This window comes from Paenirhizobium daejeonense (assembly GCF_014280875.1).
Lineage (GTDB): Bacteria > Pseudomonadota > Alphaproteobacteria > Rhizobiales > Rhizobiaceae > Allorhizobium > Allorhizobium daejeonense.
The window spans coordinates 1-13,007 of sequence record NZ_JACLAL010000006.1 but is presented as its reverse complement, the minus strand read 5'-3'; the positions used below and the strand labels follow the sequence as shown (position 1 = coordinate 13,007).

The 13,007-nt window shown below is 61.9% G+C and carries 10 protein-coding genes; 5 read left to right on the top strand and 5 right to left on the bottom strand.

From position 1 onward, the window contains the following. Positions 1 to 27 precede the first annotated feature (27 nt). The 3 genes from H4I99_RS15305 (at position 28) to H4I99_RS15295 (ending at position 5,829) form a co-directional block, all read left to right on the top strand. Complete coding sequence (locus H4I99_RS15305) at positions 28 to 1,437, top strand: cytochrome P450 (RefSeq protein ID WP_163905981.1); 1,410 nt, start codon at positions 28 to 30, stop codon at positions 1,435 to 1,437. A gap of 90 nt (positions 1,438 to 1,527) precedes the next feature. Continuing rightward, positions 1,528 to 3,534 (top strand): hydantoinase/oxoprolinase N-terminal domain-containing protein, encoded by a 2,007-nt coding sequence (locus H4I99_RS15300; RefSeq protein ID WP_163902481.1) that lies wholly within the window; start codon positions 1,528 to 1,530, stop codon positions 3,532 to 3,534. 123 nt (positions 3,535 to 3,657) lie between these two features. Beyond that, positions 3,658 to 5,829, top strand: coding sequence for a malate synthase G (locus H4I99_RS15295; RefSeq protein WP_163902482.1), 2,172 nt, complete (start codon positions 3,658 to 3,660; stop codon positions 5,827 to 5,829). Between the two features lie 75 nt (positions 5,830 to 5,904). Here H4I99_RS15295 and H4I99_RS15290 read toward each other — a convergent pair whose 3' ends face one another. Then, on the bottom strand, positions 5,905 to 6,588 hold the full coding sequence (locus H4I99_RS15290) for a L,D-transpeptidase (protein ID WP_163902484.1): 684 nt from the start codon (positions 6,586 to 6,588) through the stop codon (positions 5,905 to 5,907). 179 nt (positions 6,589 to 6,767) lie between these two features. On the opposite strand from H4I99_RS15290, the gene H4I99_RS15285 reads away from it, so the two are divergent. Further along, a complete protein-coding gene (locus tag H4I99_RS15285) occupies positions 6,768 to 7,253 on the top strand; it encodes an MmcB family DNA repair protein (protein WP_163902486.1) in 486 nt (161 codons plus the stop codon). Between the two features lie 12 nt (positions 7,254 to 7,265). On the opposite strand, the gene H4I99_RS15280 is transcribed toward H4I99_RS15285, so the two are convergent. The 4 genes from H4I99_RS15280 to lhpI form a co-directional block, all read right to left on the bottom strand. Then, positions 7,266 to 7,856: an ActR/PrrA/RegA family redox response regulator transcription factor gene (locus tag H4I99_RS15280; RefSeq protein WP_163902488.1), complete on the bottom strand. Its 591-nt coding sequence runs from the start codon at positions 7,854 to 7,856 to the stop codon at positions 7,266 to 7,268. 78 nt (positions 7,857 to 7,934) lie between these two features. Beyond that, a complete protein-coding gene (locus tag H4I99_RS15275) occupies positions 7,935 to 9,239 on the bottom strand; it encodes an ActS/PrrB/RegB family redox-sensitive histidine kinase (protein WP_163902490.1) in 1,305 nt (434 codons plus the stop codon). A gap of 29 nt (positions 9,240 to 9,268) precedes the next feature. Continuing rightward, complete coding sequence (gene hrpB, locus H4I99_RS15270; protein ID WP_164490818.1) at positions 9,269 to 11,731, bottom strand: ATP-dependent helicase HrpB; 2,463 nt, start codon at positions 11,729 to 11,731, stop codon at positions 9,269 to 9,271. Further along, positions 11,731 to 12,690, bottom strand: a complete 960-nt coding sequence (lhpI, locus tag H4I99_RS15265) for a bifunctional Delta(1)-pyrroline-2-carboxylate/Delta(1)-piperideine-2-carboxylate reductase (RefSeq protein ID WP_163902492.1) — start codon at positions 12,688 to 12,690, stop codon at positions 11,731 to 11,733. The genes hrpB and lhpI overlap by 1 nt, the downstream gene beginning before the upstream one ends. Here lhpI and H4I99_RS24355 point away from each other — a divergent pair. Continuing rightward, the coding region (locus tag H4I99_RS24355) for a hypothetical protein (RefSeq protein ID WP_206683979.1) at positions 12,689 to 13,007 on the top strand (319 nt) is incomplete at its 3' end. The two genes, lhpI and H4I99_RS24355, sit on opposite strands and share 2 nt — an antisense overlap.

Below are 13,007 nucleotides of genomic sequence, written 5' to 3'. Positions count from 1 at the left end.
CTCATCCGAGGGTAAACGATGACGGAGATGGCCGAGGACAGCGTAAATGACGGCTACGAGCCTCCGGCGCCCTTGCCGAGAAAGGTCCCGCCCTCACGTCTCGAAATCATTCGTACGGTGCTGCGCAATCCGCTGGAGCTCTGGGGCGACCCTTCCTACACGCTGCCATGGATCGAAACCCGCTTCTTCGGCCGTACCACTATCATCGTCAACGATCCGGCCCTCATCCGCCATGTGTTGGTCGACAATGCCGGCAACTATCCCATGGACGTGGTGCGGCAGCTTGTGCTGCGTCCCATTCTGCGCGATGGTCTGCTGACTGCCGAGGGCGACGTCTGGAAGCGCTCGCGCAAGGCCATGGCGCCGGTCTTTACGCCTCGCCACGCTAGGGGTTTCGCGCGGCAGATGCTGGAAAAAAGCGAGGAATTTGCCGCTCGCTATATCAGCGCGGATATCCACGGCAGCACTCACGACATTTCCACCGACATGACGGAACTGACTTATCAGATCCTGTCGGAGACGTTGTTTTCCGGCGAACTGGCATCCGAAAGTGGAGACGTTGCCGGTGACGTGGATGCGCTGCTGCACCGGATGGGACGTATCGATCCGCTCGACATGCTGGCGGCCCCCACCTGGCTTCCGCGGCTGACGCGCATTGGCGGACAGCGGGTGCTGGAGAAGTTCCGCAAGCTGGTGCGCGATACGATGGAACGTCGACGCGCCGCGATTGCCCGGGATCCGGCGACGGCGCCCCGGGATTTTCTGACCCTGCTTCTGGAAATCGAAGGGCCTGACGGGCTGACAACCGAGGAAATCGAGGACAACATCCTCACCTTCATCGGTGCCGGCCACGAAACCACAGCCCGCGCGCTTGGCTGGACGCTTTACTGTATCGCCCATCTGCCGGAATATCGGCAGAAGATGGAGGCGGAGATCGACGAGGTCATCGCAAGCGGTGCCGATCCCGTGACCTGGGCCGATCGCATGCCACACGTTCGGGCCGCCTTTGAAGAGGCGCTTCGGCTCTATCCGCCGGCGCCGTCGATCAACCGGCGGGCGCTGGAAGACGACAGGTTCGTTGCGGCGGACGGCAAGGTTCTGGATATCCGCAAGGGTGCGACGATCCTCATCATGCCCTGGACGCTGCATCGCCATAAGCTGCATTGGGATCGCCCCCGAGTCTTCGATCCCGCCCGCTTCCTGCCGGAAAACCGTGAGCGCATCGGCCGCTTCCAGTATCTGCCCTTCGGCGTCGGCCCTCGCGTCTGCATCGGGGCAACCTTTGCATTGCAGGAGGCCGTCATTGCGCTTGCCGTTCTGATGCATCGCTTTCGTTTTACGCCGAAGGCCGGCCCGCGGCCGTGGCCGGTGCAGAAGCTCACCGTTCAGCCGGCAGGCGGATTGCCCATGCTGGTTACTCCACGCGACAGGTCATAATTTGCCGTTTGTCAGCTAGCGCGGCGATTTCCGTGAGTGCATAAAGCGTAGGACCGTTTCTTGCGGTCTTTCTGGAATGCGGGGCGTGGCGTGACACTTCATTATATGTTGGGCATCGATACCGGCGGCACCTATACCGACGCCGCGCTTTTCAGCGAGACGGATGGACTGATCGCCAAGGCCAAGGCCCTTACCACAAGGCATGATCTGTCGATCGGGATTTCCGGGGCGCTGGAAAACGTGCTCTCCGCTTCCGGTCTACCGGCTGATGCCATCGGTCTCGTGTCGCTCTCGACCACGCTTGCCACCAATGCGCTTGTCGAAGGGCAGGGCGGACGCGCTGCCCTGGTGATGATCGGCTTTGGCCCGGAGGATCTGCGGCGAGATGGTCTTGCGGATGCGCTGGGTGCCGATCCGGTGATCTTCCTGCCGGGGGGCCATGATGTCCATGGCAACGAGACACCACTCGACATGACGGCGCTCGAAGCGATCCTGCCGGAACTGGCGGCGAACGTATCCTCCTTCGCCGTTGCCGGTTATTTCGCGGTCCGCAATCCCTCCCATGAGATACGGGTGAGGGACTTCATCCGAGAGAAATCCCATCTGCCGGTTACCTGCAGCCACGAGCTTTCCTCCAAGCTCGGGGGGCCGAAGCGCGCGTTGACGACGCTGCTCAATGCCCGGCTGGTGTCGATGATCGACCGCCTTGTCGGCGCCTGCGAGGATCACCTGAAACATCGTGGTATCCACGCACCGCTGATGGTGGTGCGTGGCGACGGTGCGCTGATTTCGGCGGCCGAGGCGCGGCTTCGTCCGATCGAGACCATTCTTTCCGGCCCGGCGGCAAGCCTTGTCGGCGCGAGATACCTGACCGGGCTCGAAGATGCCGTGGTCTCCGACATCGGCGGCACCACGACGGATGTGGCTGTCATGGAAAACGGCCGCCCGCGTCTCGATGCCGATGGTGCGGTGGTCGGCGGTTATCGCACCATGGTGGAAGCGGTCGCTATGCGCACCTATGGTCTCGGAGGTGATTCCGAAGTCCGCTTCGACGACCGCGGGCTTGCGCCGCGGATTGATCTCGGTCCCCGTCGTTTCGTGCCCCTCAGCCTTGCCGCGATGCTGCACGGGGAGGCGGTCATCGGCACACTGGAACGGCAATTGCGCTCTGCTCATGTCGGTCGCCACGACGGGCGGTTCGCGGTCCGTACCGGAGTGCCGGATCATCTCTCCGCCGGACTGCAGCCACAGGAAGCGACCCTTTTTGCCCGTATCACCGATATTCCCGTGGCTCTTGACCAGCTGCTCACGGTGACGCAGCAGAAGGCGACGCTTGACCGTCTTGTTGCACGGGGTCTCGTGCACATCTGCGGGCTCACTCCCTCAGACGCGATGCATGTGCTGGGCAGGCAGGGCCAGTGGAACCTGCAGGCCGCCGATCTCGGCATGCAGGTTGCCATGCGGCAGAAGGACGGCACAGGAAAGCCGATAGCCGGGTCGCCGGAAGAGCTCGCCCAACGCATCGTAGACAGGCTGACGCGACAGTCGGCGGAAGCCATTCTTTCGGCCTGCCTTGCCGAAGATGGTCTTGCTGATATCGATCCGGCCCGCTCGGTGCTGATCGACCGCGCTCTGAACCGCCAGACCGGTATTGCGCGCTTTACCCTGTCCCTCGACCGCCCGTTGATAGGTCTCGGCGCGTCCGCTCCGGTCTACTACCCGGCGATTGCCGAGATGCTGTCAGCGACCTGTGCTGTGCCGGAAGCCGCCGATGTCGCCAATGCGGTCGGCGCTGTTGTCGGACAGGTCCGCTCCACCGTAACGATCTTCGTCACCTCGCCGGAAGAGGGGGTCTTCATCGTGGCTGGCGGGGGAGACAACCGGCGCTTTGCGGAAGAGGAAGCGGCGCTGGCCGAGGCTGAAGAACGGGCTTCACAAAACGCGCTTGAGCATGCGCGGGCCAGCGGTGCTGCCGATGTCGTCGTGGTGCTCGCGCGTGAAATCGATGCGCCCGAAATCGAAGGACGGCGCAAGCTGATGGAAGCCCGGATCATCGCGACGGCGAGCGGACGCCCCCGTGTATCGGCCAGTGTGTGAGATCGACGCTAACTTTTTCCTTTTTGGAATAAATATTTGTTATTCGTGCTCGATTGACACTCAATAAGATCAAGGCATGCTCCCAGCACGAATTTTCTAATCGGATTGCGAGGAGAATTGGCGATGAGCCGCATTGAGAGCCACGGACTGTCCATCGACACGGGCCTGTATGATTTCCTGATCGAGAAGGCGCTGCCCGGGACCGGCGTGGACCCCGAGCGCTATCTCGCCGGTCTCTCGGCGATCGTTCACGATCTCGCGCCGAAGAACCGTGCGCTTCTTGCAAAGCGGGACGAACTGCAGGCGACGATCGATGCCTGGTACAAGGCAAATGGCGCACCCGTTGACATGGGTGCCTATGAGGCTTTTTTGCGCGAAATCGGCTATCTCCTGCCGGAAGGTGGAGATTTCTCGGTAACGACGGCAAATGTCGACGCGGAGATCGCCGAGATTGCCGGACCGCAGCTCGTCGTACCGGTCATGAACGCCCGCTATGCGCTGAATGCCGCGAATGCCCGCTGGGGCTCGCTTTACGATGCGCTCTACGGCACCGATGCCATCCCGGAAACTGATGGCGCCGAGAAGGGCAAGGGCTATAACCCCGTCCGCGGCGCGAAGGTCATCGCATGGGGTCGCCAGCTGCTCGATGATTCGGCACCGCTCGCCGCCGGCAAATGGGCCGATGTCGCGGGCCTTTCCATCGACAAGGATGCGCTGTTCGTCACGCTTTCCGGCGGTGGCGTCACCGGGCTTGCCGATCCGGCACAATTCGTGGGCTATCGCGGTGCGCCCGACGCGCCGCAGGCGATCCTACTGCGCCGCAACCGTCTGCATCTCGAGATCCTCATCAATGCGGAAGGCGTGATCGGGAAGACCGATGCTGCCCATATCGACGACATCCACCTCGAATCGGCCATTACCACTATCATGGACTGCGAGGATTCGGTCGCTGCCGTCGATGCCGAGGACAAGGTGGTCGTTTACGGAAACTGGCTCGGCCTGATGAAGGGCGACCTGACGGAGGAAGTCAGCAAGGGCGGCAAGACCTTCGTCCGTGCTCTCAACCCGGATAAGACGTTCACTGCGCCGGACGGTTCGGAACTCGTCTTGCACGGTCGTTCGCTGATGCTGGTGCGCAATGTCGGCCACCTGATGACCAACCCGGCAATCCTCGACCGCGACGGTAACGAGGTTCCGGAAGGCATCATGGATGCGGCTGTCACCGCGCTCATTGCCCTGCATGACATTGGCCGCAATGGCCGGCGGGCCAATTCCCGTGAAGGTTCGCTCTATGTCGTCAAGCCGAAGATGCACGGACCCGAAGAAGTCGCCTTTGCCTGCGAGATCTTTTCGCGCGTCGAAGAACTGATCGGCATGGCGCCGAACACCATCAAGATGGGTATCATGGATGAGGAGCGCCGCACGACGGTCAACCTCAAGGAATGCATTCGCACTGCCCGCGAACGCGTCGTTTTCATCAACACCGGCTTCCTCGACCGGACCGGCGACGAGATCCATACCTCGATGGAAGCCGGCCCGATGATCCGCAAGGGCGACATGAAGCAGGCAGCCTGGATATCGGCCTACGAGAACTGGAACGTCGATATCGGCCTCGAATGCGGGCTTTCCGGCCATGCGCAGATCGGCAAGGGCATGTGGGCCATGCCGGACCTGATGGCCGCCATGCTGGAGCAGAAGATCGCCCATCCCAAGGCCGGCGCCAATACCGCCTGGGTTCCGTCTCCGACGGCGGCGACCCTTCACGCAACCCATTATCACCGCGTCAACGTCGCCGACATCCAGGCCACGCTGAAATCCCGTCCGCGCGCCAAGCTTGTCGACATCCTTTCGGTACCGGTCGCACCCCGTCCCAACTGGACGGCGGAAGAAATCCAGCACGAGATCGATAACAATGCGCAGGGTATCCTTGGCTATGTCGTTCGCTGGATCGATCAGGGCGTCGGCTGCTCCAAGGTTCCGGATATCAACAATGTCGGCCTGATGGAGGACCGGGCAACGCTGCGCATTTCCGCCCAGCACATGGCCAACTGGCTGCATCACGGCATCATCCCCGAAACGCAGGTGATCGAGACGATGAAGCGGATGGCTGCCGTGGTCGACGGCCAGAACGCGAGTGATCCCGCCTATATCCCCATGGCCGGCAATTTCGACGGCTCTGTCGCCTTTCAGGCTGCTCTCGAACTGGTATTGAAGGGTCGTGAACAGCCGAACGGCTACACCGAGCCGGTTCTGCATCGCCGCCGCCGTGAACTGAAGGCAAAGCTTGCCGGATAAGATCCGCTGAAGCCCAATAAAAAAGCCGCCGGTGATCCCGGCGGCTTTTTTCATATCTGAAGCGGTCGATGAAGCTTACTGCTGGACGACCACGCGAGCGCCCTTGCCGGGACGAACGCGGTTGTAGAGATCGATGACGTCCTGATTCATCAGGCGAATGCAGCCCGAGGAAGCGGCGGTACCGATCGAGGCCCATTCCGGCGTGCCATGCAGGCGGAACAGCGTATCGCGGCCCTTGTCGTCGAACAGGTACATGGCGCGTGCACCGAGCGGGTTGCTGAGGCCCGGGCCCATGCCCGCCTCGACATACTTGGCGATTTCCGGCTTGCGCTCCGCCATTTCCTTCGGCGGGTGCCAGGTCGGCCATTCCTGCTTCCAGGCGATATAGGCTTCACCCTGCCATGCAAAACCCTGCTTGCCGACGCCGATACCGTAACGGACGGCCTTGCCGTTCGGCAGCACATAATAAAGGAAGCGTTCGCGGGTGTTTACGACGATCGTGCCGGGCTTTTCCGTGGTAGAATAGTCAACAATCTGACGGTGGAACTTCTTGTCCACGCGGCTGATCGGGATAGCCGGGAGAGCGAAGCCGGCGTCAGTTACGCTGCCGTAGGAATCGCTGAAGATCTTGGTGGTGGTTGCTTCGGCGGCTTCCTTCGGTTCTTCGGAAGGGGTAGTCGTCGTGGAAGTGGTTGTGCAGCCGGCGAGGCCGAGTGTTGCGACAAGGCCGAACACGGTCAATGCATTGCGAAGGCGCATGGGGATGTCTCGTAGGGTTCAAGCTGAGAGATGGTGGGCTCAACCATCTTTGTTTATGGTTTATTTTTGATTAAGTTCGCCTTGGCAAGTAGCGCGGAAGGACCACGGGACTTCGGCAATGCAAAATGACTCCGCATTGCTTTTTTGCAACATGCCACAAGGGCAGGCCAGGCTTATACATGACGATTGTTTCCGTTGCCGTTAACAACCCCTTAATCGACGGGCGCCAGTCCGATCGCGCTATGCTGGTGCGTCGCGGCGTGCAGGTGCTGCTGAACGAGATGCGGCTGGCCCTGCTTCCGGAAATGTCGCTTGCCAATGGCCGCAGGGCCGATCTGGTCGGCCTGACCGACAAGGGCGAGATCTGGATCATCGAAATCAAATCCTCGATCGAGGATTTTCGTGTCGACCGCAAATGGCCGGAGTATAGAAGTTATTGTGACCGGCTGTTTTTCGCGACCCACGGTGAGGTGCCGCTCGATATATTCCCGGAGGATTGCGGGCTTCTTGTCTCGGATGGTTACGGCGCGCATTTGTTGCGCGAGGCGCCCGAACACAGGCTGCCACCGGCGACCCGCAAGGCGGTCACGCTGAACTTTTCGCGCACCGCAGCACAGCGGCTGATGATGGCGGAATGGGCCGCGAGAACCCCCGCGACCGAATAATACCGGATTGTCTTATTTTGGCGCACGCTTGGCGAGAATGCGCTGAAGCGTGCGACGATGCATATTGAGGCGCCGGGCCGTTTCCGAGACGTTGCGGTCGCAGCTTTCGTAAACGCGCTGGATATGCTCCCAGCGTACCCGGTCGGCCGACATCGGGTTTTCCGGCACCTCGGCCTTTTCGCCCGGACGCTGGGTCAGCGCCAGGAAGATGTCATCGGCATCGGCAGGCTTGGAGAGATAATCCAGCGCGCCGAGCTTGACTGCCGTCACAGCGGTCGCGATGTTGCCGTAGCCGGTGAGAACCACGATCCGCGTGTCGCTCCGCTTCTCGCGAATGGCTTCGATCACATCGAGACCGTTGCCGTCTCCGAGCCTCAGGTCGATCACCGCATATTTCGGCGGCGTGGCCTTCGACTTCGCAATGCCTTCTGCGACAGAAGCGGCCATGTCGACGGCGAAGCCGCGGGATTCCATGGCGCGCGCCAGACGACGGAGGAAGGGGGCATCGTCATCGACGATCAGCAGGCTCGGATCGGGGCCGATGCTTTCATCGATATTGGTTGCGATGTCGCTCTTCGAGCCGGATGAAGCGAATTCTGTCATGGTCTGCCATCCCTGCGGGGCATTCTGTTCACATTCTTGTCCGGTTATGGCCACTTATGACCGGCGGGTAAAGTCATTTCAGCGCCCTGCGTCCATCAGGCCACGCGGCCATGCGATCCGCACGCGCGCGCCTGGTCGGTCCGGACCGCCGTTTTCAAACCGGAGCGTCGCGCCGGATCGTTCCAGCAGTGTCTTGGCGATGAACAGGCCGAGGCCCAGTCCGCCTGCCTTGTCGTCCCGTTGCCGGCTCGTGACATAGGGTTCGCCGATGCGTTGCAGAACGTCGGCGGAATAGCCTTCACCGTCGTCCTCGATGGTGATGACCACCTTCGAGGCGTCGTGTTCCACGGTAACGGTCACCTTGTCGCGCGCGAAATCGATTGCGTTTTCGACGAGGTTGCCGAGGCCGTAGAGAATGCCGGCATTGCGCACCCCGATCGGCTCCTTTGACCGGTCCGATTTCTCTACCAGCTCAAGCTTGACGCCGAACTCCCTGTTCGGTGCCAGCACTTCCTCGATCATCGAGGAAAGCGGCAGGCGCCGCATGTGTTCCTCATTTTCGGAGGGCAGGCTCGTCAGCCGACGCAGGATGTCGCGGCAGCGCTCGCTCTGGCTGCGCAGGAGCTGCACGTCTTCGCCGAAGCGCTCGTCATTCCCCAGTTCGCGCTCCATCTCCTTGGCGACAACGCTGATCGTGGCAAGTGGAGTGCCGAGTTCATGGGCAGCGGCGGCGGCAAGGCCATCGAGCTGCGAGAGATGCTTTTCCCGCTGCAGGATCAGCTCGGTCGCCGAAAGCGCGTCGGCAAGCAGCGCCGCCTCTTGCGAGACACGATAGGCATAGAAAGCCGCAAACGTCATCATCGAGGTGATTGATAACCAGATGCCGAGCTGCATGACGGGATGGGTCGGCAGGGTCTCGCCGCTATGCCAGGGGAGGGGATAGGGTGTGAACGCCAGCGCGGTAATGAAAAACAGCGCGAGCACCAGGAGCGCAATCGAAAGCCCCCGCGGCTGGGAGGCAAACGAGATGATCACTGGAACGCAGATCAGCGGCGCAAACGGATTGGCGAGCCCGCCGGTGATGAAGAGCAGGGCCGCGAGCTGGAACAGATCAAGCCCGAGCACGGCGAACGCGGCAAGCGGCTCCAGCCGGTAGGTCGGAGGGAAGGTGACGGACAACAGGAAGTTTGCCGCCGCGAGCGCTCCGATTAACGCCATGCTCGTGGTGAATGGCAGCGGATATTCCAGGAGGAAGGCGACGATGAAGACCGTGATGCCTTGTCCCGCCACCGCCAGCCAGCGCAGGCGCACCAGCGTCTGCAGTCTCAACCTCCGGCTGGAGGGTCCGAAATGTCTCCCCACATCCTGCGTCGGCTTTATCATGCAGGGCCTCTCCTTTGCTCTGTCACGGCTCACGTACCACGCGGCTTTGCGCGTGTCGTCGGTGCTGCATCGGCCGGGTTTTCCGGCCAGGGGTGTTTGGGATAACGCCCGCGCATATCGCTGCGCACATCCTTCCAGGATCCAGCCCAGAAACCCGGCAGGTCCCGCGTCGTCTGGATCGGTCGGTGCGCCGGCGAAGTCAGCTCCAGCAACAGCGGCAGCCTGCCGCCGCCGATCGCCGGATGAGACTTCAGGCCGTACAGTTCCTGCACCCGGATCGCAAGCGTCGGCTCGTTTCCGTCGTAGCGGATCGGATGGTTCTGCCCGGTCGGGGCGGTGAAGTGTGTCGGCGCCAGCTTTTCAAGATCGCGTTGCACCTCGTGCGGAACGAGTGACATCAGTCCGTCGAAAAGCGAACCCGATGTTATATCGTCGATACCACGGACATTGGTCTGGAACGGGATAAACCAGTCGGCAAGTCGGTCAAGAAGTGCGTCGTCTCCGATATCGGGCCACGGCTCGCCGATGCTGCGGTGAAGGAAGCCGATTCGCTGCCGCAATTGTTCCCCAGCCTTGGAGAAGGGCAGGGCGGACAGTCCAAGCTGCCTGACCCCATCGGCAAGCGCCTGCGCGGCTTCCGCACCGGCTGGCTTGGGGAGGGGTGTCTCGTCAAACACGATGGCGCCAAGCCGTGTTGACCGCCGGGCCCGCACCTGCCGGCTTGACGGATCGAAGAAGCATTCGTCCGCGGTACGAATGGCCTCGGGCATCAGTTCGTCGATATCATCGCGACGGATTTCGGCTGCGGCAAGCACCCGGCCTCGCGCCGCCTGGCCGGACAGGTCGGCGATCACCAGCATACGGGAGCCGGCAAGCCGGTCGGTTTCCTCAATCTCGGCGCCACGGCCATTTGCCATGACGAAACGCCCCCGCGCACCTCGGGAAAGGGCGATCCGGTCGGGATAGGCATGGATCAGCAGGCGACCGGCGGTTGTCCGTACACCTTGAGGCTTATTACTGCGCAAACCGCCGACGATCCTTTCGGCAAGTTTGCGGGCTGCCGAAGCACGTTCGCCCTTCTCCTGTTCGAAGCGGCGCAGGCGTTCTTCCAGATCGAGACTGGTGCCGCCGAGCCCTTGTTCGGTGAGAAGCACGGCAAGACGCGCAGCCTCCGCGGCCTGTCCATCCTCCGCAGCAGCAAGCACCATGGCGGAAAGTCGCGCGGGCAGGGCGAGATCACGCATGGTGCGCCCCTTGGCCGTGAGCGCTCCGGTCTTGTCCAGCGCACCCAGCATTTGCAAGAGGTTCTTCGCCTCCTTCCAGGCCGCGGCCGGTGGTGGATCGATGAAGCGCAGGCCTTCGGGTTCGAGAACGCCCCAATGCGCCATGTCGAGCACGAGGTTGGAGAGATCGCTCGCAAGAATCTCCGGTGGCGTAAATGCCGGGAGAGCAGCCGTTTGTCCCTGATGCCACAGCCGGATGGCGATACCGGGTTCCGTTCGTCCGGCGCGGCCGGCGCGCTGGTCGGCGGATGCGCGTGAAACCCTGACCGTTTCAAGCCGTGTAATGCCGGTCGACGGCTCGAAGACCGGGAGGCGTTGAAGCCCGCTGTCGATGACAATCCTGACGCCGTCGATGGTAATGGAGGTCTCGGCGATGGAGGTCGCCAGCACCACCTTCCGCATGCCGGGCGCAGCTGGTCGGATCGCCTCGTCCTGTTCCTTCTGCGAGAGGTTCCCGTAAAGCGGTACGACATGGGTCGATGACGTGACCTTGCCGTCGAGCCGTTCGGCCACGCGGCGGATCTCCGCCTGTCCCGGCAGGAAGGCGAGGATTGAGCCCGTTTCCTGGGCGAGCGAAGTGGCAATGGCCGAGGTCACTGCATCCTCGATGCGCGTGCCGCCCGGCCTGTCCTGATGGCGGATATCGATGGGGAAGCTTCGCCCTTCGCTGATGATGACGGGCGGTTTGTCGAGAAGGGTTGCGACGCGCTCGATGTCGAGCGTCGCCGACATCACGAGGATCCTGAGGTCGGGCCTCAACGCAGTCTGGGCGTCGAGCGCCAGCGCCAGACCGAAATCCGCATCGAGCGATCTCTCATGGAATTCGTCGAACAGAACCGCCGCGATACCATTGAGTTCGGGATCCTCGAGAATCATGCGGGCGAATACGCCTTCCGTCACCACCTCGATCCGTGTTCGCGCCGAAACCCGATTGTCGAGCCGCATGCGATAGCCGACGGTCTCGCCGACGGTTTCCCCGATGAGGCTCGCCATCCGGCTCGCCGCCGCCCGCGCCGCGAGCCGACGCGGTTCGAGCAGGATAATACGGCCGTCCCCCCGCCAGGGCTGGTCCAGAAGATGGATCGGCACGATCGTCGTCTTGCCCGCTCCCGGGGGAGCGGAAAGGACGGCGCGGTTCTCCCGGAGGAGCGCTTCAGCCAGATCGGCAAGCTTTTCCGAGACCGGGAGGCTGGGCAGATTGAATGGCATCAGGTTTCCGATTTGAAGCGCGCGGTAACCGCCTCATAGGCAAGGATGGCTCCGGCAAGGTCCTCCAGCGCCGCGCCCACCGACTTGAACAGGGTGATCTCGTGATTGGCGGTGCGGCCCCGGTGCCGGCCGGCCGCGAGGTCGAAGAGATCGGCCTTGATATCGGTCTCGCGAATGATTCCGGCCTTCAGAGGCTGCAGAATATCGCCCGCCTCGCTCATCGCGCCTTCCCGGGTGTCGACGAAGATGGTTGCGCGCCGCACCGCTTCGTCATCACTCTCCCGCATGGTCGGCTTGAACGCACCGATAAGATCGAGATGGGCGCCCGGTTTCAACCATGCGCCGTGAACCAGCGGTTCGTTGGAAAGCGTCGCGCAGGAAATGATGTCGGCTTCTCGCGTTGCCGCTTCCAGATCCGTACAGGCGGTGGCGTCAAAACCCATCTCCCTTGCGTCTGCAGCGGTCTTTTCCGCATTGGCCGGATTTCGGCCCCAGATCCTGACACTCTTTATGGGGCGAATTGTTGAATGCGCCTGAATGAGATTGAGGGAAAGGCGTCCGGTGCCGACAACGAGGAGCTGGCTTGCATCCTCACGCGCGAGATAACCGGCTGCCAAGGCCGACGTCGCGGCTGTGCGCCGGGCGGTCAGTTCACCGCCATCGACCACGGCGAGCATCTTGCCGGTCTTGCCGGAAGAAAGAAGATAACTGCCATAGATTGCGGGCAGGCCGCGCAGATGGTTGTCGGGAAAGACCGAAAGCAGTTTGATACCTATATAGTCGCCGGGAACCCAGGCCGGCATCAGAAGGAGAGTGGCCGCCGCTTCGCCGGGTACCTCCACTTCATGATGGTGACGGACCGGCGTCACGCAATGGCTGCGGAACATCCGTTCGATCGCGTTGGTCAGCTCGTCCCACTTCAGCGCTTCCGCAGTCTCGGTTTCGTGCAGTACCAGCATGATCCTCTCCTCTATAAGGGTGCCGACACTAGCAAGTGGGGCGGTCCATTCAAGCGTGAAATCCTTTCCGGGGTTCTTCCTTCTCAAATGCGGGCTGGGGGTGTGCTCTGGAACCCTGTGTTTTGGGCGTCTGGTTTTGCGTTATTCATCCACATCTGAAGATTTTCTTTTACAATCAATGAGTTGTCTGATTTTTGTAATTTTTGTGATAGATAGTGTTGACTTGATTGAGGGGGTAGGATTATACATCCGCTCACTGACGAGGGCGGCGGCGCTGCTGGCGACGAAGTTTCTCGTTCTGAAGAAATCATTGAAAT